We start from the raw sequence: 20,895 nt of genomic DNA, 5'->3' as shown, positions 1-20,895 counted from the left end.
TCGTTCCGCCTACCACCGTTTGTGACGGGAGTTTTACAGCACAGAATTCGGCGCCTCGGCCTTCTGCTGTTAGGTGGATGCAGCCGGGGCAAAGATCAAGGGTTAACACGGTCGCTCGACCCGTTCCATCGCTTATCCCCGCCCCGTTGACAGCAAAACGGCGCCACGCGGGCGCCGTTCCATAAAAATGACGGGTCCAGTGCCATTTCAGGCGCTGACATTGCCCTTCTTTTCCTTCTGCTCGGAATAGATGTAGAGCGGCCTTGCGTTGCCGGACACCACCTCTTCCGAAATCACCACTTCGCGCACGCCTTCCAGCGCCGGCAGCTCGAACATGGTGTCGAGAAGAATCGCTTCCATGATGGAGCGCAGGCCGCGCGCGCCGGTCTTGCGCTCGATGGCGCGCTTGGCGATCGCCGACAGCGCGTTCTCATGGAACGTCAGGTCGACATTCTCCATCTCGAACAGCCGCTGGTACTGCTTGACCAGCGCGTTCTTCGGCTCGGTCAGGATCTGGATCAGCGCCGGCTCGTCAAGGTCTTCAAGCGTCGCCAGGACCGGCAAACGGCCGACGAATTCCGGTATCAGGCCGAATTTCAACAGATCCTCCGGCTCGACCTGGCGGAACAGGTCGCCGGTGCGCCGATCCTCGGGCGAGGCCACGGTCGCGCCGAAGCCGATCGAGGTCTTGCGGCCGCGATCCGAGATGATCTTGTCGAGGCCCGCGAAGGCGCCGCCGCAGATGAACAGGATGTTGGCGGTGTCGACCTGCAGGAATTCCTGCTGCGGATGCTTGCGGCCGCCCTGCGGCGGCACCGAGGCGACCGTGCCTTCCATGATCTTCAGGAGCGCCTGCTGCACGCCCTCGCCCGACACGTCGCGGGTGATCGAGGGATTGTCCGACTTGCGCGAGATCTTGTCGATTTCGTCGATATAGACGATGCCGCGCTGGGCGCGCTCGACATTATAGTCGGCCGACTGCAACAGCTTCAGGATGATGTTCTCGACATCCTCGCCGACGTAGCCGGCTTCGGTCAGCGTCGTGGCGTCGGCCATGGTGAAGGGCACGTCGATGATGCGGGCGAGCGTCTGCGCCAGCAGCGTCTTGCCGCAACCGGTCGGGCCGATCAAAAGGATGTTCGACTTCGCCAACTCCACGTCGTTGTTCTTGCCGGCATGCGCGAGGCGCTTGTAGTGGTTGTGCACCGCCACCGACAGCACGCGCTTGGCGTAAGGCTGGCCGATGACATAGTCGTCGAGGACCTTGAGGATCTCCTGCGGTGTCGGCACGCCCTCGCGCGACTTCACCATCGAGGTCTTGTTCTCCTCGCGGATGATGTCCATGCAGAGTTCGACGCACTCGTCGCAGATGAAGACGGTCGGGCCGGCGATCAGCTTGCGGACTTCGTGCTGGCTCTTGCCGCAAAACGAGCAGTAAAGGGTGTTCTTGGAGTCACCGCCATTATTGCCGACCTTGCTCATTTTTCTGTCCTTTCACCAACGCCCGCCGGTGGTCTGGCTTTCAGTGACGTCTCACCAATCTATCGCGGGAATCCGCCACCGCCAGTGTCCCGGCTCACACAGCGCGTTCCGTACGAAACACGAAATCAGAAAACGCGGCAATGATTCGCTGCAACCCCATTCAAAGCTAAGCCGTCGAAAATCAACATAGCCTTAACGTAGGCAATCCCGACGCCTGAGGGAACAGCCAAATGTGGCCGAAATGCCGCAAGGCGCGCCAAAACCGCGTTATGCCGTCATTTGCTGCTGATGTCAGGCCGAAGCAGCGACCGTCTCGGCCGCTTCGCGGCTCGAAATGACCTTGTCGATCAGACCGAAGTCCCTGGCCTCGTCCGCGGTCATGAAGTGGTCGCGGTCGAGCGTCCGCTCGATCTCCTCATAGCTCTTGCCGGTATGCTTGACATAGACCTCGTTCAAGCGGCGCTTCAGCTTGATGATGTCCTGCGCATGACGTTCGATGTCCGACGCCTGACCCTGGAAGCCACCGGACGGCTGATGGACCATGATCCGGGCGTTCGGCGTGGCGAAACGCATGTCCTTGTGGCCGGCGGTTAGAAGCAGCGATCCCATCGAGGCTGCCTGGCCGATGCAGAGCGTCGACACGGCCGGCTTGATGAACTGCATGGTGTCGTAGATCGCCATGCCCGAGGTGACGACGCCGCCCGGCGAATTGATGTAGAGGTTGATTTCCTTCTTGGGGTTCTCCGCCTCGAGGAACAAAAGCTGTGCACAAACCAGCGTCGCCATCCCGTCCTCGACCGGGCCGGTGATGAAGATGATGCGTTCCTTCAAGAGACGCGAGAAAATGTCATAGGCGCGCTCGCCGCGATTGGTCTGCTCGACCACCATCGGAACGAGGTTCATGTAGGTTTCAACGGGGTTCTTCATGGACTACCCTTGTTGGAGATGGATTTCCGGCACCTTGGTAGACGAGCAATGGCGCGGAATCGTTCTGGACCGGTTATGACCTAAATAGGATGCCGGCTCACCCTAGCGCAAGGCCGCCTCTCCTAGCCATCTGGTTAAGTCGAGTAAAGCGCTGCAGGCCTGAGAAACACGGTTGATTTGATCGCGCGAGACGGCTTCGGTCCTGGTTGGCCGGACGAAGCCATCCGCAAGGTAGCAATTCCTTAACCGCGCCGCTTAACGAAAAGCCTTGAAATCACTGTCCGACCCTGGACCTTCCGCTACAGTCCTGCGTTGTGAAGGCGTCCTTTTTCAACGGGGGAATGTCATGATCCGCAAACACTCCGCATCGCTGGCGGCGGTCGCGATGCTTGCCAGCATCTCAGGAACCGCCGCTGGTGGCCGCGCGCTCGAATGCTACGAGCCGATCCACAGGCCGGCGCTCTATGACACCGTCTACGAGGATGTGATGGTGAGCCCCGGCGGACAGGTGGTCGATTACGACGCGCCGATCTTCGGCTCCTATCAAAGCGTGGACCAGATCGCGCCGCCGCGCGTCACCTATGAGACCATGCCGGCGGTGACACGCACGGTCTACCACACGGTCAAGGTCGATGATGGCGGCTATGCCTGGGAGTGGCGCGTCATCCATGGCCGCAAGGTGCTGTGCAAGGTCTGGCGCAAGGCCCGCTATGCGCGTGTGGCCGAAACGGTCGTGGTCCAGCCGGGGCGCGTCCGGCGCGTCGTTCAGCCGGCGGAATATGAAGCGGTTGCCCACGAAGTGCTGGTGCGGCCGCAGCAAGTCCGCATCCGGGAAATCCCGCCTTCATATGGAACAGTGGCGCGCCGGGTGGTGGTGCGGGAAGGCTCGACCAGCTGGCGGCGGGTGCAAATTCCCCGGCAATGCCAAGATTAGGCGAAAACTCGCCTATCGGTTGCAGCCGGCCGGGCCGCCTTGCCGCGCACCGGCCGCATTTTGTTGCCGGCTTAGCCCAGGTCGATGTCGAGAATGGCCATCGAGAAATTGTAGTCGCCGTCGTCCTCGTCCTTGAAGACGATGCCGAGGAATTCGTCGCCGACATAAACCTCGGCCGAGTCTTCCTTGCGCGGACGCGCCTTGACCTGCAGCTTGGGGTTCTGGAAGACGCGCTTGAAATAGGCGTCCAGCTTTCTGATTTCGTCAGGCTTCAAAAGTCTTCTCCGAAATGTCGGCCTTGTTCGTGGGAACGCGCTTCTGACACGCCAACAATGGCCATGTAAAGGCAAGCCGGCAGGATAACATGGGAGAACAGCCAGGCGGAACTGGCGACCCGTTCGGCCGCCAGCGGTAAGCGGTCGGTCAGATGTCGAAGCTGACCACGTGATCCATGCTCTGCGACGGCAGGAGCTGGTCCATCTGCCGCGAAGGCTGGTCGCAGCCGGTCTCGCCGACGACACGCGCGGGCACGCCGGCGACCGTCTTGTTGTGCGGGACGGGCGACAGCACCACCGAGCCGGCGGCGATCTTCGAGCAATGGCCGACCTCGATATTGCCGAGGATCTTGGCGCCGGCGCCGATCAGAACGCCGCGGCGGATCTTCGGATGGCGGTCGCCACTGGCCTTGCCGGTACCGCCCAGCGTCACCCCATGCAGGATCGAGACGTCGTCCTCGATGACGGCCGTCTGGCCGACGACCAAGCCCGTGGCGTGGTCGAGGAAGATGCCCTTGCCGATGCGGGCCGCCGGATTGATGTCGGTCTGGAACACGGAGGACGAGCGGCTCTGCAGATAGAGCGCGAAATCCCTGCGGCCCTGATTCCACAGCCAGTGTGCCAGCCGGTGCGTCTGGATGGCGTGAAAACCCTTGAAATAGAGGACCGGCATGATGAAGCGGTCGCAGGCCGGGTCGCGGTCGTAATAGGCCTGGATGTCGACGCGAACCGTGGTGCTCCAATCCGGGTCGTCGTCCAGCATCGCCTTGAAGGTCTGGCGGATGAGGTCGGACCCGATGTCCTGATGTGCCAGGCGCTCGGCAAGCCGGTGGATCACCGCTTCTTCCAGGCTCTCCTGGTTGAGGATGGTGGAATAGAGGAAGGCCGCAAGCAACGGATCGCGGTTCACCGCCTCCATCGCTTCGTCCCGGATCGACCGCCAGATCGGATCGACCGGCTGCACCATGCTGGGGCGGGCAATCGTAATGCTGTTCATCGACGCTCTCCGGCCTTGCTCATTCTCCGGCGGCACATATAGGCCAGATCATAGCACGGTTGAACTCAATTTTCCTTAGTGTTCGTTCAAATGGACCTGGTTCACGCAAATTCAAGCGATGATGGAAAACGAACCCTTGCTGGGGGATAGGCGCCGAAATGTCCTGCCTTCGGCGCCCGCCTGTCGAAAAATGGCCCCGGCTGCACCTCAAGGATCAGGTCGGCAACATTGCGCCGGCGTGCTCGGCAACCATGTATTCGGCGTACCAGTCGGGCCAATTCTTGTCGTATTCCCCGCCGGTTCGCTTCTCGTGCTCACCATGGGCGGCCGCCGCCCGCCGAAGCGCGGCGGCAAGCTCGGCCGACGACGCGAACACCGTATCGCGCGCATCGACGCGGCCGGGTAACCGCTGGGTGATCTCCTGCAGCAGCCAGCCATTGCCGTCCGGATCGCTGAAGGTGACGAACGAGGAATAGCTGCGCCCCTCCGGATGCCGGCCCTTGATCGCCGGCTGGCCGGGGCCGTTGCGATGGAACACCTCGCTTGCCTGGACGCCGCGCGCAACCAGCTCGGCATGGGCCGCCTCGATGTCGGACACGATAAGATAAAGCACTTTTGCCGAGCCGGGTGGCGCCGGCGTCAATCCCTTGCCGAAATGGATCGAGCACGGTGAGCCGGGTGGCGTGAACTGGACGACGCGAAACGTGTCGCCAACGACGAAATCAGCGTCGAGCCGCCAGCCTAGCCCTGCATAGAAATTCTTGGACCGATCGACGTCCGAGACGGGGATGACGACAGCCTCCAGCTTCATGTCGATCGTGCCTGGTTTCGCTTTCTCGATGCTGGTCATGCCAAACTCCTCCGGTTTGAGTGACGCGGCAGCTTCCAGCCGTCTTGTCGTTTGGTCAACCGCTCGCCGATGCCGGCTGGCATTTGCGGCCGTGCTGGGCGACATTCTCCCTCGCCCGCGCCAAACGGCTCCTGGAAAGGCCAGCCATGCAACGATCCTTGATCGACGAAGCGCTGAAAAGCGAGCTTGCCGCGCTCTATAGCTCCGAAGATCGCCACTACCACGGCCTGGCCCACATTCAGGCGATGCTGGCGCTGACTGAAGAATACCGGGGCCTGCTCGACGATCCAGAGGCCGTCGAGGCGGCGATCTGGTTCCACGATGCAATCTATGACAGCCGCGCCAAGGACAATGAGGCAAAAAGCGCCGAACTGGCCGAGAAAAGGCTCGCCGCGCGCATCGATCCCCACCGCCTCGCCCGCATAGCGGCCATGATCAACGCCACCGCCACGCACCAGTTGCCGCCTTTCCGCGATGAGGACGCGCTCAACGATGCCGCTCTTCTGCTCGACATGGATCTGGCGATCCTCGGCGCCGAACCTGCGGTCTTCGATGCCTATGAGAAGGCGGTTCGGCTGGAATATGGCTGGGTGGAAGAGCCGATGTGGCGCGCCGGTCGTGCTTCCGTCCTGCAGAATTTCCTCGCCCGTCCGCATATTTTCTACACGCAATCGTTCCGCGATCGGTTCGAGGCAAGGGCACGAAAAAATCTGGAGCGCTCGCTGGCTTCGCTGCAGCCGGACAAAGGCTAGTCTGGAAAAGTTTCCATCCGTCGCGCATAGGCCTTGAAGCCGGCGCGCTCATAGACCGCCTGAGCGGCCGGGTGGTCATGCGTATCGGTGTGAAGCCAAACCCGCTCCGACCGATGCGACCACGCCGCGCGCAGCGCCCGGTCGAGCAGGAACGGCCCCAGCCGCTTTCCTTGAAAGGCCGGGACCAGCCCGAAGTGAACGAGCTCGATGGCCGTCTGCCCGACATGGTTGAACTCGCAGAAGCCCGCGGCCTCGCCATCGAGGCGCAGCACGTGGATATGCGTGGCATCGTCGGCGAGCAGCGTTTCGAGTTCCGCTTCCGCCATGCGCAGCCGCTGGTCCCATTGCACCGGTCCGCCGACCGCGCGGTAGAGATCGAGATAGAAGGAAAGATCGAGCCTTTCGCGCGCCACCGTGGCGCCGGGCGACGGCGACGCAAGCGGCGCGCTCTGCGGCGGCGCCAGCATCTCCATGTAGGTGACGAGAAGATCGACCATTTTGTGAGCCGAGGAGCGTCGCGCTCAGAGCGGGTTTTCGGCGTAGAATTCGAGCACGCGCTGCTTGAAGCTCTTGTCGCCGACGGCGAGCATGTGGTCGCGGCCTTCTATATGGAATGCTTTCGCATTGGGCATGAGCGCCGCCAGCTCGTCAGGCGAGCCGCCGATATCGTCCTTCGTCCCGACGGCGATCAGCGTCGGCTGGGCGATGCGCGCCATGTCGGCCTCGCTAAGCAGCTCGCGCGACGTCGCGATGCACGCCGCGAGCGCGCGCCGGTCGCTACGCGTCTGGTCTGCGAAGGCGCGGAAGGAGCGTCCGCGCGGATGCGTGTTTTGCGAGGGGTCCTCCGCCAGCAGCGCCGCCGCGATCGGATCCCAGTCGCCGACGCCGTCGACCATGCCGATGCCGAGGCCGCCGAACACCAGCGTCGCAACCTTCTGCGGGTTGGAGAGCGCCAGGAAGGCCGAGATCCGCGCGCCCATCGAATAACCCATGACATGGGCGCGTTCGATGCCGAGGTGATCAAGCAGCGCGGCTGCATCGGAAGCCATCTTGGCCGGCGTGTAATCGGCCTCGTCATAACTCTTCGACGACGAGCCATGGCCGCGATTGTCGAAGGCAATCGCCCTGTAACCGGCGTCGTTCAGCGTCTTGAACCAGCCCGGCGAGACCCAGTTGACATAGTGGCTGGAGGCAAAGCCATGGATCATCAGCACCGGGTCGCCCTGTCCCGAGGCCGGCTGGCGATCGAGATAGGCGAGTTCGAAACCGTCATGCGAAAGGAATTGCATCGGCTGCTTTTCAGTTGGATTGGGCGCCGATGGCCGGATGGCGCAAAAGATCGCCTTCCTTAATGCCGTCCCTGGCGGCGGTGCCTGCCTTCAACTCAAGCACGAAGCGCACGGGCTGTCCGGGTGAGATGATCGCCTCGGACTCGGGCTCGCCAGGCTTGATCGCCTTGATCCGGCCGTCCTCGCCGACAAAGACGAGGTCGAGAGCCATCGGCGTGTTCTTCATCCAGAAATCCACCTCGCCGGTTCTGTCGAAGACGAACAACATCCCGTGATCGTCGGCCATCGTCCGGCGAAACATTAGTCCCGCCTCCCGCTCCGCGGAAGTATCGGCGATCTCGATGGAGAAGGAACGCTCGCCCGAACCGGTCGACACCACCAGCGGCGTCCGGTCGATGGGGAGTAGCATCGCATCCGCCGAACTCGGCTTCGCAGCCATGAAACAGGCGGCGAAAACGATCGCGGCGCAGAGCGCGCCCGCAGTCAGCCAATTGCGGTAAGCCATGGGGTACCTCGTCCAGACGCTCGTCCTAAACCATGATCCGCGGAAGTGGAACCGGTTTTCGGACAAGATGGTCATGTCGCGGCAAAGGGCTCATCGACTGCGTCAAGAAGCCCTTAATGCGAGACCGACAAGGTACCCATATCGGGGTGGATTTCGGCGGCCATAAGGCCTTTGTCGCCGCGTCCGAAGCGCACCAGCACGACCTGACCAGGCCGGAGCTCGGTTATGCCGTAGCGTCGCAAGGTTTCCATGTGGACAAAGATATCTTCGGTCCCCTCGCCCCTCGTCAGGAAGCCAAAACCCTTCGTGCGGTTGAACCACTTGACCAGGGCCCGCTCGAGGCCGCTCTCCGGGCTGACGGTAACGTGGGTGCGCTGTTCCTGCTCTGCCGGATGCACCGCCGTCGAGGCATCCATGGACAGGACGCGGAAAGCCTGCAGCCCGCGCTCGCCCTGTTTCACCAGGCAGACGACCCGCGCGCCCTCGAGCGCCGTCTGGAAGCCGTCCTTTCGAAGACAAGTCACATGGAGGAGGATATCACCCGAGACGCCGTCGTCCGGAAGAATGAACCCGTAGCCCTTGGCCACGTCGAACCATTTGATCGCGCCGGCGATTTCGACAAGCTCGGCGGAGTCGCCGCCATTGTCCCGCTTCAAGGCGTCGTCAAGGCTTGCGTCCCGCCTCGTTAAAGAGGCTTTTTCCCCCATAAGAATGCCCCCTTTTTCCAACTGAACCGCAACTGATTCTTGCCAAGAGATTAACACTGCGGCTTCCGGGGTGTGCAAGGGCTGACGTGCCTTTTTTCACCGTTCAGCACCGGAAAGGCTGAATTGCTGTTTGCCGGCGCTTCCCGGAGACGATTGGCGAGGCCCCAAAAACCGATCCCGCCGCCGCTATTGTCGGACGATTGCCCTTTCGTCGGGTGGCCCCTATGGTGCCTCACAACCCCAACAAGCCGAGGAAGCCGCCATGCGCTATCTGCACACAATGGTCCGCGTCGCCGATATCGACCAATCGCTCGATTTCTACTGCAACAAGCTCGGCCTGAAGGAGGTCCGCCGCTATGAAAACGAGCAGGGCCGCTACACGCTGATCTTCCTCGCCGCGCCCGAAGACGAGCAGAGCGGCATCAACGAGAAGGCGCCGCTGGTCGAGCTGACCTACAATTGGGACCCTGAGGACTACAAGGGCGGCCGCAATTTCGGCCACCTCGCCTATGAGGTCGACGATATCTACGCCACCTGCCAGAAGCTGATGGACAGCGGCGTGACCATCAACCGTCCGCCGCGCGACGGCAACATGGCCTTCATCCGCTCGCCGGACGGCATCTCGATCGAGCTGCTGCAGAAAGGCCCCGCCAAGGCCAAGGCCGAGCCATGGGCCTCGATGGCGAACACGGGCGTCTGGTAGAACCGGCGGTCCCGCGCCGATTTGACCGGCCGCCGCTGGCGTTTCGCCAGATGCTGCCTATCTACCGGGAATTGGCGTCAGCCTCATCCAGGCTGGCGTTTCTTCATCCGCCAGGAGAACTTCATGTTGACCAGCCGCGCCGATGTCGCCACCGAACATGCCAGCCGCTACCTGCAGCAGCTTTGCAAGCACTGGTCGCACAAATTCCCGGTTGAGTTCGACCCGCGCCACGGCGCCATCCAGCTCTCGATCGGCCGCACCGTGATGGACGCCGACGATCATGCGCTGCACATCGCTTTGGCCGCCGACGACGAAGCTTCGCTGGACCGGTTGGAGACAGTGGTCGCCGACCATATCAAGCGCTTCGCCTTCCGCGAGGAATTGAGCTTCGACTGGCAAAAGGCCGCCTGACAATCGGCGATCACCCGCCGGCTTTTCCAGCCATATCGAGCAGCGCCAGGACGCTGCGCCAGTTGCGCGCCGTGCCCGGCACCTTCAAGGTACGCGGGATCAGATTGGCGAAGACCGATTTGCCGAGCCCGTCCGGCGCGTGAAGATAAAGCACGTCGCCCTTGATCTCGAAACGCTCGGGGCCGGTGCATTTGTCGGCGAGCCGCTGCGTCTCCTCGGCGGTCGGTTCCCGCTCCAGCGCATAGGCATGCAGCTTGGTCGGTTCGCCGGCGACCTCGGGATAGGGATTGTCCTTCACCAGCCGCTCGAACCAGCCGGCGTCGCGCACCATGATGCGCGAGTGAAAACCCCATTTCTTCTCGAAGGCCGTTTCGATCTCCTTGGTCAGCGCCGCCGCACCCCCATTCTTCGCCCGGAACACGACATTGCCGCTCTGCATATAGGTCGCGACATCGGTGAAGCCGAGGCCTTCGAAGAAGGCTTTGAGGTCCGCCATCTTGACGATGCGGTTGCCGCCGACATTGATGCCGGAAAACAGCGCGACGAAGACCGTGCCTTGTTTTGCGCTCATATGATGAAGCCCGCCAGCGTCTCGTTGTCGGTGATATCCTGATACTGCACGCCCTCGGCGTCGAAATTGGCCTTCAGCAAGTCGAAATTGCGCCGGTCCTTGGTCTCGATGCCGATCAGCACCGAGCCGAAATTGCGCGCAGACTTCTTCAGATATTCGAAGCGGGCGATATCGTCGTCGGGACCGAGCATTTCGAGGAAATCGCGCAGCGCGCCCGGCCGCTGCGGAAAGCGGATGATGAAATACTTCTTCAGCCCCTCGAAGCGCAGCGCCCGCTCCTTCACGTCCGGCAGCCGCTCGAAATCGAAATTGCCGCCGGAGACAACCGCGACAATGGTCTTGCCCCTGATCTCCTTGCGTGAAAAATCCTTCAGCGCATCGATCGCCAGCGCCCCGGCCGGCTCCAGCACCACGCCCTCGACATTGAGCATCTCGATCATCGTGGCGCAGAGCCGGTTTTCCGGAACCAGCCGGACGGCATCGGCGGTGAAGTCCTTGAGGTGGCGCAGTGGCTCGCGGCCGATCTCGGCCACCGCGGCGCCGTCGACGAAATTGTCGACCTTGGCGAGCTTGACCCGCTTGCCGCTGGCCAGGCTCTCACGCAGGCTCGGCGCGCCCGCCGGCTCGCAGAAAACGAAGCGCGGGTCGCGATGCTGGTCGGCGAAATAATGAGTCACGCCGGCGGCAAGGCCGCCGCCGCCGACGGGAAGCATGACGATATCGGGCACACGCCCACCCGGCATCTGGGCCGCAATCTCATAGGCGACCGTCGCCTGTCCCTCGATGATGTCCTTGTGGTCGAAGGGCGGCACCATATGCGCGCCGGCGCTTTCGGTGAATTCGAAGGCGGCGCGGTAGCAGTCGTCGAAGAAGTCGCCGACCAGCCTGATCTCGACGAAATCGCCGCCGAACAGCCGCGTCTTGTCGATCTTCTGCTGCGGCGTCGTCACCGGCATGAACACGACGCCCTTTTTTCCGAAATGCCGGCAGACGAAGGCAAAACCTTGCGCATGGTTGCCGGCCGAGGCGCAGACGAACAGCTCGGCATTATTGCCGGCGGCAAGCGCCTTGCGGAAGAAATTGAAGGCGCCCCTGATCTTGTAGGAGCGCACCGGCGTCAGGTCCTCGCGCTTCAAAAGGATGCGGGCGCCGGTCTTCTTCGACAGATAGTCGTTCTCCTGGAGCGGCGTTTCCGGAAAGATTTCGCGGATCGCTTCGGCGGCCACAGCGACGCGGGCGGAAAAGCTGTTCACGACAAGTCCCTCATTTTCGATCTCGCCGGCACGCGCCACCATCCTGCCGGTGCCGGCAAACCTTCCTGCCGCCCTTTTGGCTTTCGCGCAACACCACGATGGTCCTCGCCCGGCGCTGAGCTAATTTCCGCTGGACACGACTTACTTTAGCCGCACTTCGGCTGTCCGGGAGATTTCCGCGGAGGTGGACGGCCAATCGCGGCCAAAGTGGAATTGCAGTGGAAGTGTCGACGTGCGGTTGAAGACAATTCTCATTATTGCCCTTGCCCTGCTGACGGTGGGCTGCGCGGGTCCCCAGACGCAGGAAATCCTGGGCAGCGTCGTCGTGCCTACGCAGGCGACCGAGATCGCGGGCAATCATTCGATCTTCATCGCCACCACGCGCAAGCGGTCCGACGACCCGAACAAGGTCTTCGACGGCGAACGCTCCGCGACGCTGAACTATGCCCGCGTCAGCGTCACCGTTCCGCCCGTTCACCAGGTCGGCCAGATCGAGCGCCGTTCGCGCGGCAAGTCGGACGACCCGACCAAGTATTTCATGGCCTCGGAAGTCGTCGGCTACGATACGCAGCCGAAATTCAGCAGCGCCCTCAACGCTGACATCGACGCCCGCGGCGGACGTGTGATGGTCTTCGTCCATGGCTACAACACCGGCTTCGACGACGCCGTCTACCGGCTCACCCAGATCGTCCATGATTCCGGCTATCCGGGCACACCCGTGCTGTTCTCCTGGGCTTCCGGTGCCAAGACCACCGACTATGTCTACGACAAGGAAAGTGCCGCCGCCGCGCGCGACCAGTTGGAAGTGACGCTCAGGATGCTGGCGCAGACCGGTGCCCGGCGCATCGACATTGTCGCCCATTCAATGGGAACCTGGGTGACGATGGAGACGCTGCGCCAGCTCGCCATCACCGGCGACCGCGATCTGAGCGGCAAGCTCGGTGATGTCGTGCTCGCCTCGCCCGACATCGATGTCGACGTCTTCAAGAGCCAGATGCGCCGCTACGGCAAGCCGGACAAGCCCTTCATCCTGCTCCTGTCGGATGACGACCGGGCGCTGCGGCTTTCCGGCCTGATCGCCGGCTCGCGGCCGCGCGTCGGCGACTATCGGGACGCCGCCGACCTCGCCTCCTATGGCGTCACGGTGGTTGACCTTTCCAAAATGAAGGGCGGCGACAGCTTCAATCACACCAAATTCGCCGACAACCCGATGATGGTGCAGATGATCGGACAGCGGCTTCGCGAGGACGATGGATTTGCCAGCGATCGCGACGTCACCGACCGCATCCGCCAACTGGCGGCGCAGTAGTCCCAACCGCGCAGTTTCTGCGTTGCATAGACTTTGAACTGGACCCGGCCGCTCTCTGCCTTTATCGGAGTAATGGAGAGCTTTGCCGCCCTTGGGGGACCCCGGGTGACTGTGCATGTGAAGATCGTTGTCGGCCTTGCCTTCGCGCTCGCCCTCGCCGGCTGCGCCGGTCCCACGCACGACCTTCTCAACCGCAAGGCGGTTGCGGCGCCGGCCTCCGACATTGCCGCCACGCATGAGATCTTCGTCGCCACCACCCGCCAGCAGGCGACGAAGGACCCCCGCCAGGTGTTCGACGGCGACCGATCGCTGACCACCAGCTACGCCCGCGTCGACGTCACCGTGCCGAAGATCCACCAGGTCGGCGCGATCGAGCGCGCCAAGGGCTCGGCCGACAGTAATCCCGCCAAGCAGTTCACCGCCACCGATGTCGTCCACTATGGCGACGCGCAGCAATTCGCCAAGGCGGTCGGCGCCGACATCTCCATGCGAGGCGACCGCGCTTTGATCTTCGTGCACGGCTTCAACAATGGTTTCGACGACGGCATCTATCGCATCACGCAGATAGCGCATGACACCAAATATCCAGGCACCCCGGTGTTGTTCTCATGGGCATCGAGCGCCAAGGCGACCGGCTATATCTACGACAAGGACAGCGCCAACGCCGCGCGCGACGACCTCGAGGCGACGCTTAGAATGCTGGCCAGGACACGGATCAAGAGCATCGACATCATTGCTCATTCGATGGGAACCTGGCTGACGATGGAAGCGCTGCGCCAGCTCGCCATCACCGGCGACCGCGACCTCGGCGGCAAGCTCGGCTATGTCATCCTCGCCTCGCCCGACATCGACGTCGATGTCTTCAAGAAGCAGATGATCCGATATGGCAAGCCGGACAAGCCCTTCGCCATCCTGCTTTCGGGCGACGACCGCGCGCTCAAGCTGTCGAGCTTCATTTCCGGCGACAAGCCGCGCGTCGGCGACTACGGCAACGCCGCCGACCTCGCGAGCTACGGGGTGGTCGTGGCCGACCTTACCAAGACCAAGGGCGGCGACGGCGGCCTGAACCATGCCAAATTCGCCGATAACCCGATCCTGGTGCAATTGCTCGGCGACCGGCTGCGCACGCCGGCAGCGCTGCGAGCGGGCGAACCGCAGGGAGCCGGGTTGGACAATATCGGCCAAGGCCTCGGCAAAGCCGTGGGATCGGTGGCCGAGGTGGTCATCACCACGCCGTTCAAAGTGCTGACCATAGCCACCGGCGGCGAATAGCGCCGCTCCCGCTCAGACAAAGAGGTCGACCTTCTGGAAGGTCCTCACGTCGACCAGGCCGACATCCGAGATCCTGAGCTCCGGGATGACGACCAGCGCCAGCAGCGAGTGCTGCATATAGGCGTTGTTGAGCGAGCAGCCGACCTTGCACATGGCCTCTGTCAATTGCTCGGCTTTCGCCGCGACGATCTCGGCGCGTTCGTCCGACATCAGGCCGGCGATCGGCATCTCGACCAGCGCCAGTTCCTTGCCCTTGGAATAGAGCACCACGCCGCCGCCCACCTCGCCCAGCCGGTTGACGGCCAAAGCCATGTCTTCCTTGTTGGTGCCGACGACGATGATGTGGTGCGCGTCATGCGCCACGCTCGATGCCATCGCGCAGTCTTCCACATAGCCGAAACCGGAGACGAAGGCGTTGGTGACGCCGCCCGTGCCGCGATGGCGCTCGACCAGGGCGATCTGGCAGATGTCGTTGCGCCGATCCATGGCGACCAACCCGTCCTCGACGGGCAGATCGGCCTCCAGCGCCCGCGTCGGCGCCTGGTTCTCGATCACGCCGATCACCCGCGCCCGCACCTCGTTGGCGCCCTGCGGCGCCGCAATGTCGAAATCCTTCGCCGCGAGCTTCTTGCCGAGCTTGACCGTGTTCTTCGCGGATTGCGGATAGTCATAGGCGGGGATGTCGATCTCGAGCTTGCCGGCCTTCGCCAGCTTGACGCCGCGGCCATAGACCTCGTCTATGGCCATCTGGGCAAGGTCTGAAACGATCAGCAGGTCGGCCAGTCGCCCCGGCGCGATAGAGCCGATATCGCGCTCCAGCCGGAAATGCTGCGCGGTGTTGAGCGTCGCCATCTGGATCGCGGTCACCGGCTTCAGGCCCTGTTGGATGGCATGCCGCACCACCCGGTCCATATGGCCTTCATGCACCAGCGTGCCGGAATGGCTGTCGTCGGTGCACAGGATGAAGTTGCGCGGGTCGATGCCGCCTTCGGTCACCGCCTTGATCTGTGCCGCGACGTCGTACCAGGCCGAACCAAGCCGCAGCATCGCCTTCATGCCCTGGCGCACACGCGCGATCGCGTCCTCGGCGCGCGTGCCTTCATGGTCGTCCTCCGCGCCTCCCGCGACATAGCCGTGGAACGGCAGGCCGAGATCGGGCGATGCATAGTGCCCGCCCACCGTCTTGCCGGCCTTGACTGTCTCGGCGATCTCGCCCGACATCACCGGATTGTTGGCGGCGACGCCGGGGAAATTCATCACCTCGCCGAGCCCGATGATGTTTTCCCAGGTCATGGCCTCGGCCACGTCGGCGACCGTCAACTCGGCGCCGGCGTGCTCTAGCCCCGGCGCCGACGGCACGCAGGACGGCATCTGCACATGCACGTTGACCGGCATCGCGACCGCCTCGTCATGCATGAGCCGCACGCCCGGCAGTCCAAGCACATTGGCGATCTCGTGCGGATCGATGAACATCGAGGTGGTGCCATGCGGGATCACCGCGCGGCAGAACTCCGTTACCGTCACCATGCCGCTTTCGACATGCATATGCGCGTCGCAGAGGCCAGGCACCAGATAGCGCCCGCCGGCATCGACGACCTTGGTCCCCGCCCCGATGGCGTGCCCGGCGTTCGGCCCGCAATAGGCAAAGCGGCCGGCGGCGATCGCGATGTCGGTGCCGGGGATGATCTCGCCCGAATGGACATTCACCCACCGGCCGTTCCGGATGACCAGATCCGCGGGTTTTCGGCCCATCGCGACATCGACCAGATGTGTCGCGACCTCCGTCCACGGCTTTGGCTTTGCGGCGCTGGTCGGCTTGGCGTTGGTCATGGGCGAGTCCTCTTGCATAAGCCACTTTGGCAAATGTCGGCGCGTGGAGCCAGAGCGTCAGGTCGTAAACCACTGTTGCAGAGATGCAATTCCGTTCAGCGGCGAAAGGGGCTAGTCTTTCCCAAGGAGTCTTTCGGAACCGCCATTTCGGAGTGCTCGATGCGTCGACTGACGCTCGCCAGTGCCGGCTTTCTTGCCCTGCTGTCCGGGTCTGCCTGGGCGGCGGATCTAGGCGCTGATCTGCCGATGACCGCGCCTGGCTTCGACTGGACCGGCTATTATGCCGGCATGCAGGCCGGCTATGGCTGGGGCCGGTCCGACATCACCGTCGATGGCGGTTCGGTCAAGCCCGACATCGACGGCGGTTTTGTCGGCGGCCATGTAGCGGGGCTCTGGCAGTTCGACCAGGCCGTGATCGGCGCCGAGGCCGACCTCAACTACGCCTCGATCGACGGCACTGCCGATGCCGGCCCGGCAGGCACGTTCGGCACGGACGTCAAATGGTTCGGATCGATCGATGCCAAGGCCGGCTACGCCGCTGATCGCGTGCTGCTCTATGGCATCGGCGGCATCGCTTTCGCCGGCATCGAGAACTCGCAGGCGGCAGGCACGACTTTTGCCCGAACCCGCACCAGCACCGGCTGGACGCTCGGCGCCGGCGTCGACTACGCCTTGACCAACAATGTCGTCGTCGGCGCGCAATACCGCTACTACGATTTCGGCAAGGAGCATTTCGACGCTTCGGACACCTTCACGGAACGCGACCAGGACGTGAAGCTGCAGACGCTCGGCGTGAATTTCAGCTATAAATTCTGAGGCTTGCCGCCGTCGTGGCGGCTCCGTCTCTTATTGCCTCTTGAAATCAGGCTCTTGAAAATCAAATGGCCGGCGCCCGCAGGGGGCGGGGGAATGGCTACGGCCTGATAGACGCCGGCCTCGGCGGATCGATCCGCCGTATGGCAAACATGAGCGTTCTCGCAGCAGACCGTAATTCCGCGATCGCGCCACTTTCCAATTACCTGCCCCGCCTGAACCGAACATGGCGGATACGCTTCGCCGACGAGGCTGCAGCCGGTTGGTCAGGATCGGTTCGATGCCGGCCTTCCCGCCGGCATCGCGGCCAGGCACTCCTCCAGCAGCCGAAGTCGCGCTTTTTGCCAGCGCAGCGTATGCCCAACCTCGTGCAGGTTACATCTTGCCTTCGAATTGGCTGCCTCGATCAGCCCCCGCTCGAGCCGATCGATCTCGCTGCGCAACTGACGCGCCTCCGCCTCCCGCAGCCCTCTGATCCAACCTGCCCCACGCATGGTTCCAGCACCAAAGCCGGCCCCATGCTCGCAGACAAAGGCTAATGAGATCGGTTTGCGGAACCCGGCATTTTAAACATCACTAATGTTAAATCTATGCGGCGGATCACCCACGCAAACTGCGGACGATCCGAAACATCGCTTGACGGCCCATGTCAGGCATCTGAAAAGGGCACGCCTGCGGACGTGGCGGAATTGGTAGACGCAAGGGACTTAAAATCCCTCGATCTCTGATCGTACGGGTTCGATTCCCGTCGTCCGCACCAACCTTCGCTCTTCGACGAGTCCTCCGAGCCTTGCTGAAGAGAGGAGCTTCGGGTGGCAGGCCCCCAACGCCGAAACATCGTAGCCGAAGACAGGCTCAAACCTTCATCGGGTTGAGCTTCAGGTGCTGGAGCAGGATGATTGTCTTGGCGTCGACGATGCGGCCGTCGGCGATGGCGGCCAGCGCCTCGTCCAGTGGTATTTCCAGAACCTCGATGTCCTCGCCTTCCTCCGGCGCGCCGCCGCCGTCGGAAATGCGGTCGGCCGGCGAATAGCGCGCGGTGAAGAACCACAGCCGCTCCGTCACGCTGCCCGGGCTCATGAACGGCGAGAACAGCCGCTCGATGTCCTTCAACCGGTAACCCAGTTCCTCTTCCGCTTCCTTGCGGATGGCGGTTTCAGGGTCGTTTTCGTCGAGCAGCCCGGCGCAGGCCTCGATCAGCGGCTCGCGGTGACCCACGGCGTAAGCCGGGAAGCGGAACTGCCGCACCAGGAGCACGGTCGAGCGTTGCGGATCGAACGGCAGGATCACCGCGCCGTCGCCGCGATCGTAGGTCTGCCGGATCTGCGTCTCCCATTGCCCGTCGCGGCGGCGATAGTCGAGCACCGTCTTCTTCAGCACCGCCCAGTCGTCCGAAAGGACCTCTTCCGAACGGATGCGAACGCGATCTTCCATGACGACCTCCGTATTGGCCGCAAAGGGATAGAGCAATTTCAGGAAAAGTGTGAAGCGGTTTTCCGTCCGAAATTGCGTCAAAAGAATAGAGCGGCGAAAGATGACCCGCGCAATCCTGGAAACCGACTGGTCCAGCGGCAGTTTCACCGGCTCGTGTCTGGCGCGAAGCACCGCGACTGCCTAGATAGCGGTATCTTCCCAGGAGCCCGCTTCATGACGTCATCGCTTTTCCAGCCGATCACCCTCGGCGACCTCACCTTCCCCAATCGCATCGCGGTCGCCCCCATGTGCCAGTATTCGGCCGAGGACGGCTCGGCTAGCGACTGGCATCTCCATCACTGGATGAACCTGGCAATGTCGGGCGCCGGCATGGTCACCGTCGAGATGACCGATGTCGAGCGGCGCGGGCGCATCACACATGGCTGTCTTGGCCTCTATTCGGACGACAATGAGGCGGCCGCCAAGCGCACGCTCGACGCCGCCAGGCGCGTCGCCGCGCCCGGCACGAAGTTCGGCGTCCAGCTTGCCCATGCCGGCCGCAAGGCCTCCAACCGCCGACCCTGGGAAGGCGGCGGTCCGCTGCAGCCCGGCGAAGATCCCTGGCAGACGGTTTCTGCCTCGGCCATCGCCTATGACACGGGCTGGAATGTGCCGCACGCGCTGGAGGATGAGGAGATTCTTGAGCTCATCGCGCGTTTTGCGCAGTCGGCGGTGCGCGCCGAACGCGCCGGCTTCGACTTTGCCGAACTGCACGCCGCGCATGGCTATCTGATCTTCCAGTTCCTCTCGCCGCTCTCCAACCAGCGGACCGACCGCTGGGGCGGGTCACTCGAAAACCGCATGCGCTTTGCGGTCGAAATCGCCAGGGCGGTCAGGAAGGCCGCTCCGTCCATAATGCTGGGCGCGCGCCTCTCGGTGAAGGAATGGGTCGACGGCGGTTTTGACATCGAGGACGCGATCGAGGTGGTCAAGGCGCTGAAGGCCGAGGGCATCGCCTATATCTGCTGCTCCAGCGGCGGCAATTCACCCCTGCAGCAGGTGCCGCCCGGCCCCGGCTACCAGGTGCATCTGGCGGAAGCCGTGCGCAACGGCGCCGGCATTCCGACGCGCGCCGTGGGGCTGATCGACGATCCGAGCCAGGCCGAGGCGATCGTCGCCGATGGTCGCGCCGACATGGTGGCGCTGGCGCGCGCCTTCCTCGCCGACCCGCGCTGGGGCTGGCGCGCGGCGGCGGCGTTCGGCGAGGAGATCCATCCCGCGCCCCAGCTGGCACGTTCGGTGACGACGATGCGGCATTGGATGAAGGCTGCCGGCTAGAGCAATTCCAGGAAAGTGCGCGCGGTTAGGCTCGGCGACTTCGCCGTGGTCTTCCGTCCGGAATTGCGTCAAAACGAAACCGGAAATCAGCGGGGGCCTGAGACGTTTGGGCGCAGGATCCTCGCCACAACTGCAACCAATTTGGCCGCTTTACGTTGGCGGCCATGATAGACAGCAAACCTTTTGAGAAGCCGGTGGTGGTCGAGCTCGGCCATGTCGGCAAATATCGCCAGATAAGCAGCACCCGCGGGGCCGCCGAGTGCCTGATGACCGTTTGGCCGCTCAATCGCGGCGAGCGCCATCGTGATGCTCTCGACACTTGCCTCAAAGCGCTGGAAGGGTATCGTTCGCCAGCGGACGCACGTCGCGCCCTTATCGAGGCGGCCAGGGAATCGGATGTGCTGGTTCCCGAGGACAGGCTGCTCGACGGAAAGCTGCACTGAGCAATTCCAGGAAAAGTGTGATCGGTTTTCCGTCCGGAATTGCGTAGAAACGTACTAGCACGCTTCTTAACCGGAGGATTTCATGGCGAAGCTGACTTACAAGATCGTCGAGCATGATGGCGGCTGGGCCTACAAGGTCGGCTCGACGTTTTCCGAGACTTTCCGCACCCACCAGGAGGCGCTGCGCGCCGCCGAGATCGCCTCGTCCGAGCAGCAGGTCGCCGGAACCACCGACGGCATCCAGTATGAGGATGCCGAAGGAAAGTGGCACGATGAGCTTGCCGACGGCCGCGACCGGCCGCAGACCGAAGTATCGGACTGAGTTTTACCCGCGCCCGCGGCCGACGATGCCCGAGCCTTCATGCCGGCCGCTGGCGGGGTGCCAGAGCAATTCCAGGAAAAGCGCGTAGCGGTTTTCCGTCCGAATTGCGTAGAAACAAAGAGTTGGGGCGGGCCAGCGATTCCATCAAACGCTGAACCGCTCAAGGCTTATTTGCCGCAGTACTGGTCGTTGACGTTACCGCTGGCATTGGCGTCCGGTCCGGGCGTGCTCGACGCGCACGGTCCCACGGGGCCGGGATTGCCGAGCGTATTGAGGCCGGAAGCGTCACCACCCGCGATGCTGCCCGTGGTGGTCCGGTCGATCGGCCGCTCGCTCGAGGCCGAATTGCCGCTGTGCCACCACGACCAGTCGTCGGACGACTGCGCCATCGCCGCGCCACTCAGGGCCAATACGAGCGCCGAGGCTGCTATGATTTTCCTAAGCATTGGAGTCTCCATTCTGTTGGTCGCCGAAGATTTGACCGGCGACGTGGCTGAAA

At 63.1% G+C, this 20,895-nt stretch carries 25 protein-coding genes and 1 tRNA gene; 11 read left to right on the top strand and 15 right to left on the bottom strand.

Annotated features, from left to right (window positions below; all coding sequences use genetic code 11):
- Positions 1 to 207: 207 nt before the first annotated feature.
- Complete coding sequence (gene clpX, locus EN862_RS08775; protein WP_040969491.1) at positions 208 to 1,482, bottom strand: ATP-dependent Clp protease ATP-binding subunit ClpX; 1,275 nt, start codon at positions 1,480 to 1,482, stop codon at positions 208 to 210.
- Positions 1,483 to 1,773: 291 nt separating this feature from the next.
- Positions 1,774 to 2,409 carry an ATP-dependent Clp endopeptidase proteolytic subunit ClpP gene (gene clpP, locus EN862_RS08770; RefSeq protein ID WP_127863709.1) on the bottom strand — a complete coding sequence of 212 codons (636 nt, stop codon included), beginning with the start codon at positions 2,407 to 2,409 and terminating at the stop codon, positions 1,774 to 1,776.
- Between the two features lie 346 nt (positions 2,410 to 2,755).
- Between clpP and EN862_RS08765 the strand changes: the two genes are divergently transcribed.
- A complete protein-coding gene (locus EN862_RS08765; RefSeq protein ID WP_127863708.1) occupies positions 2,756 to 3,343 on the top strand; it encodes a hypothetical protein in 588 nt (195 codons plus the stop codon).
- A gap of 71 nt (positions 3,344 to 3,414) precedes the next feature.
- Here EN862_RS08765 and EN862_RS08760 read toward each other — a convergent pair whose 3' ends face one another.
- The 3 genes from EN862_RS08760 to EN862_RS08750 form a co-directional block, all read right to left on the bottom strand.
- Positions 3,415 to 3,618 (bottom strand): DUF3126 family protein, encoded by a 204-nt coding sequence (locus EN862_RS08760; protein ID WP_042644432.1) that lies wholly within the window; start codon positions 3,616 to 3,618, stop codon positions 3,415 to 3,417.
- Positions 3,619 to 3,766: 148 nt separating this feature from the next.
- The gene (gene cysE, locus EN862_RS08755) at positions 3,767 to 4,615 is read right to left on the bottom strand and encodes a serine O-acetyltransferase (protein ID WP_127863707.1); all 849 of its coding nucleotides are present in this window, start codon (positions 4,613 to 4,615) and stop codon (positions 3,767 to 3,769) included.
- A gap of 214 nt (positions 4,616 to 4,829) precedes the next feature.
- The gene (locus EN862_RS08750) at positions 4,830 to 5,465 is read right to left on the bottom strand and encodes a VOC family protein (protein ID WP_245519527.1); all 636 of its coding nucleotides are present in this window, start codon (positions 5,463 to 5,465) and stop codon (positions 4,830 to 4,832) included.
- A gap of 146 nt (positions 5,466 to 5,611) precedes the next feature.
- On the opposite strand from EN862_RS08750, the gene EN862_RS08745 reads away from it, so the two are divergent.
- Positions 5,612 to 6,217, top strand: coding sequence for a hypothetical protein (locus EN862_RS08745; protein ID WP_127863706.1), 606 nt, complete (start codon positions 5,612 to 5,614; stop codon positions 6,215 to 6,217).
- On the opposite strand, the gene EN862_RS08740 is transcribed toward EN862_RS08745, so the two are convergent.
- From EN862_RS08740 to EN862_RS08725, 4 genes are all read right to left on the bottom strand, one after another.
- Complete coding sequence (locus EN862_RS08740) at positions 6,214 to 6,714, bottom strand: GNAT family N-acetyltransferase (protein ID WP_127863705.1); 501 nt, start codon at positions 6,712 to 6,714, stop codon at positions 6,214 to 6,216. The two genes, EN862_RS08745 and EN862_RS08740, sit on opposite strands and share 4 nt — an antisense overlap.
- Before the next feature lie 24 nt (positions 6,715 to 6,738).
- Positions 6,739 to 7,506, bottom strand: coding sequence for an alpha/beta hydrolase (locus EN862_RS08735; protein WP_127863704.1), 768 nt, complete (start codon positions 7,504 to 7,506; stop codon positions 6,739 to 6,741).
- A gap of 10 nt (positions 7,507 to 7,516) precedes the next feature.
- Entirely contained in the window at positions 7,517 to 8,011 is a 495-nt protein-coding gene (locus EN862_RS08730) for a DUF192 domain-containing protein (protein ID WP_127863703.1), read from the bottom strand.
- Positions 8,012 to 8,124: 113 nt separating this feature from the next.
- A complete protein-coding gene (locus EN862_RS08725; RefSeq protein WP_127864027.1) occupies positions 8,125 to 8,718 on the bottom strand; it encodes a cold-shock protein in 594 nt (197 codons plus the stop codon).
- Between the two features lie 262 nt (positions 8,719 to 8,980).
- Between EN862_RS08725 and gloA the strand changes: the two genes are divergently transcribed.
- A complete protein-coding gene (gene gloA / locus EN862_RS08720; RefSeq protein ID WP_095818488.1) occupies positions 8,981 to 9,421 on the top strand; it encodes a lactoylglutathione lyase in 441 nt (146 codons plus the stop codon).
- Between the two features lie 123 nt (positions 9,422 to 9,544).
- Positions 9,545 to 9,832, top strand: a complete 288-nt coding sequence (locus EN862_RS08715) for a DUF2218 domain-containing protein (RefSeq protein WP_127863702.1) — start codon at positions 9,545 to 9,547, stop codon at positions 9,830 to 9,832.
- A gap of 10 nt (positions 9,833 to 9,842) precedes the next feature.
- Here the strand turns inward: EN862_RS08715 and EN862_RS08710 are convergent, their stop codons facing one another.
- Together EN862_RS08710 and ilvA are read right to left on the bottom strand one after the other, a co-directional pair.
- Entirely contained in the window at positions 9,843 to 10,403 is a 561-nt protein-coding gene (locus EN862_RS08710; protein ID WP_127863701.1) for a DUF1697 domain-containing protein, read from the bottom strand.
- Positions 10,400 to 11,656, bottom strand: a complete 1,257-nt coding sequence (ilvA, locus tag EN862_RS08705) for a threonine ammonia-lyase IlvA (RefSeq protein ID WP_127863700.1) — start codon at positions 11,654 to 11,656, stop codon at positions 10,400 to 10,402. Before ilvA ends, EN862_RS08710 begins: the two co-directional genes overlap by 4 nt.
- Positions 11,657 to 11,888: 232 nt before the next feature.
- On the opposite strand from ilvA, the gene EN862_RS08700 reads away from it, so the two are divergent.
- Together EN862_RS08700 and EN862_RS08695 are read left to right on the top strand one after the other, a co-directional pair.
- A complete protein-coding gene (locus EN862_RS08700; RefSeq protein ID WP_127863699.1) occupies positions 11,889 to 12,965 on the top strand; it encodes an alpha/beta hydrolase in 1,077 nt (358 codons plus the stop codon).
- Between the two features lie 105 nt (positions 12,966 to 13,070).
- Positions 13,071 to 14,237, top strand: a complete 1,167-nt coding sequence (locus EN862_RS08695; protein WP_127863698.1) for an alpha/beta hydrolase — start codon at positions 13,071 to 13,073, stop codon at positions 14,235 to 14,237.
- A 12-nt stretch (positions 14,238 to 14,249) separates the two neighbouring features.
- On the opposite strand, the gene ade is transcribed toward EN862_RS08695, so the two are convergent.
- Positions 14,250 to 16,067: an adenine deaminase gene (gene ade / locus EN862_RS08690; RefSeq protein WP_127863697.1), complete on the bottom strand. Its 1,818-nt coding sequence runs from the start codon at positions 16,065 to 16,067 to the stop codon at positions 14,250 to 14,252.
- A gap of 159 nt (positions 16,068 to 16,226) precedes the next feature.
- Here ade and EN862_RS08685 point away from each other — a divergent pair, with 159 nt between their 5' ends.
- On the top strand, positions 16,227 to 16,883 hold the full coding sequence (locus EN862_RS08685) for an outer membrane protein (RefSeq protein WP_127863696.1): 657 nt from the start codon (positions 16,227 to 16,229) through the stop codon (positions 16,881 to 16,883).
- Positions 16,884 to 17,146: 263 nt separating this feature from the next.
- On the opposite strand, the gene EN862_RS08680 is transcribed toward EN862_RS08685, so the two are convergent.
- Positions 17,147 to 17,323, bottom strand: coding sequence for a hypothetical protein (locus EN862_RS08680; protein ID WP_245519526.1), 177 nt, complete (start codon positions 17,321 to 17,323; stop codon positions 17,147 to 17,149).
- A gap of 231 nt (positions 17,324 to 17,554) precedes the next feature.
- Here EN862_RS08680 and EN862_RS08675 point away from each other — a divergent pair.
- Positions 17,555 to 17,640: transfer RNA gene (locus EN862_RS08675), tRNA-Leu, on the top strand.
- 95 nt (positions 17,641 to 17,735) lie between these two features.
- On the opposite strand, the gene EN862_RS08670 is transcribed toward EN862_RS08675, so the two are convergent.
- Positions 17,736 to 18,314, bottom strand: coding sequence for an NUDIX domain-containing protein (locus EN862_RS08670; RefSeq protein ID WP_127863694.1), 579 nt, complete (start codon positions 18,312 to 18,314; stop codon positions 17,736 to 17,738).
- Between the two features lie 213 nt (positions 18,315 to 18,527).
- Between EN862_RS08670 and EN862_RS08665 the strand changes: the two genes are divergently transcribed.
- The 3 genes from EN862_RS08665 to EN862_RS08655 all read left to right on the top strand — a co-directional run bounded on the left by EN862_RS08665 (position 18,528) and on the right by EN862_RS08655 (position 20,396).
- Entirely contained in the window at positions 18,528 to 19,631 is a 1,104-nt protein-coding gene (locus EN862_RS08665; protein WP_127863693.1) for an NADH:flavin oxidoreductase/NADH oxidase, read from the top strand.
- Positions 19,632 to 19,795: 164 nt separating this feature from the next.
- A complete protein-coding gene (locus EN862_RS08660; protein ID WP_127863692.1) occupies positions 19,796 to 20,074 on the top strand; it encodes a DUF982 domain-containing protein in 279 nt (92 codons plus the stop codon).
- A gap of 82 nt (positions 20,075 to 20,156) precedes the next feature.
- Positions 20,157 to 20,396 carry a DUF2188 domain-containing protein gene (locus EN862_RS08655; RefSeq protein ID WP_042644408.1) on the top strand — a complete coding sequence of 80 codons (240 nt, stop codon included), beginning with the start codon at positions 20,157 to 20,159 and terminating at the stop codon, positions 20,394 to 20,396.
- 167 nt (positions 20,397 to 20,563) lie between these two features.
- Here the strand turns inward: EN862_RS08655 and EN862_RS08650 are convergent, their stop codons facing one another.
- A complete protein-coding gene (locus tag EN862_RS08650; RefSeq protein WP_127863691.1) occupies positions 20,564 to 20,842 on the bottom strand; it encodes a hypothetical protein in 279 nt (92 codons plus the stop codon).
- Positions 20,843 to 20,895: the final 53 nt, after the last annotated feature.

Source organism: Mesorhizobium sp. M2E.F.Ca.ET.219.01.1.1, from assembly GCF_004016445.2.
Lineage (GTDB): Bacteria > Pseudomonadota > Alphaproteobacteria > Rhizobiales > Rhizobiaceae > Mesorhizobium.
This window is presented reverse-complemented; position numbering and strand designations above follow the sequence as displayed.

Bases quoted from the DNA above. Each gene is read 5' to 3' on its own strand.
- clpX (WP_040969491.1), bottom strand. From the start codon at position 1,482: ATGAGCAAGGTCGGCAATAATGGCGGTGACTCCAAGAACACCCTTTAC.
- clpP (WP_127863709.1), bottom strand. From the start codon at position 2,409: ATGAAGAACCCCGTTGAAACCTACATGAACCTCGTTCCGATGGTGGTC.
- EN862_RS08765 (WP_127863708.1), top strand. From the start codon at position 2,756: ATGATCCGCAAACACTCCGCATCGCTGGCGGCGGTCGCGATGCTTGCC.
- cysE (WP_127863707.1), bottom strand. From the start codon at position 4,615: ATGAACAGCATTACGATTGCCCGCCCCAGCATGGTGCAGCCGGTCGAT.
- EN862_RS08750 (WP_245519527.1), bottom strand. From the start codon at position 5,465: ATGACCAGCATCGAGAAAGCGAAACCAGGCACGATCGACATGAAGCTG.
- EN862_RS08745 (WP_127863706.1), top strand. From the start codon at position 5,612: ATGCAACGATCCTTGATCGACGAAGCGCTGAAAAGCGAGCTTGCCGCG.
- EN862_RS08740 (WP_127863705.1), bottom strand. From the start codon at position 6,714: ATGGTCGATCTTCTCGTCACCTACATGGAGATGCTGGCGCCGCCGCAG.
- EN862_RS08735 (WP_127863704.1), bottom strand. From the start codon at position 7,506: ATGCAATTCCTTTCGCATGACGGTTTCGAACTCGCCTATCTCGATCGC.
- EN862_RS08730 (WP_127863703.1), bottom strand. From the start codon at position 8,011: ATGGCTTACCGCAATTGGCTGACTGCGGGCGCGCTCTGCGCCGCGATC.
- EN862_RS08725 (WP_127864027.1), bottom strand. From the start codon at position 8,718: ATGGGGGAAAAAGCCTCTTTAACGAGGCGGGACGCAAGCCTTGACGAC.
- gloA (WP_095818488.1), top strand. From the start codon at position 8,981: ATGCGCTATCTGCACACAATGGTCCGCGTCGCCGATATCGACCAATCG.
- EN862_RS08715 (WP_127863702.1), top strand. From the start codon at position 9,545: ATGTTGACCAGCCGCGCCGATGTCGCCACCGAACATGCCAGCCGCTAC.
- EN862_RS08710 (WP_127863701.1), bottom strand. From the start codon at position 10,403: ATGAGCGCAAAACAAGGCACGGTCTTCGTCGCGCTGTTTTCCGGCATC.
- ade (WP_127863697.1), bottom strand. From the start codon at position 16,067: ATGACCAACGCCAAGCCGACCAGCGCCGCAAAGCCAAAGCCGTGGACG.
- EN862_RS08685 (WP_127863696.1), top strand. From the start codon at position 16,227: ATGCGTCGACTGACGCTCGCCAGTGCCGGCTTTCTTGCCCTGCTGTCC.
- EN862_RS08670 (WP_127863694.1), bottom strand. From the start codon at position 18,314: ATGGAAGATCGCGTTCGCATCCGTTCGGAAGAGGTCCTTTCGGACGAC.
- EN862_RS08665 (WP_127863693.1), top strand. From the start codon at position 18,528: ATGACGTCATCGCTTTTCCAGCCGATCACCCTCGGCGACCTCACCTTC.
- EN862_RS08660 (WP_127863692.1), top strand. From the start codon at position 19,796: ATGATAGACAGCAAACCTTTTGAGAAGCCGGTGGTGGTCGAGCTCGGC.
- EN862_RS08655 (WP_042644408.1), top strand. From the start codon at position 20,157: ATGGCGAAGCTGACTTACAAGATCGTCGAGCATGATGGCGGCTGGGCC.
- EN862_RS08650 (WP_127863691.1), bottom strand. From the start codon at position 20,842: ATGCTTAGGAAAATCATAGCAGCCTCGGCGCTCGTATTGGCCCTGAGT.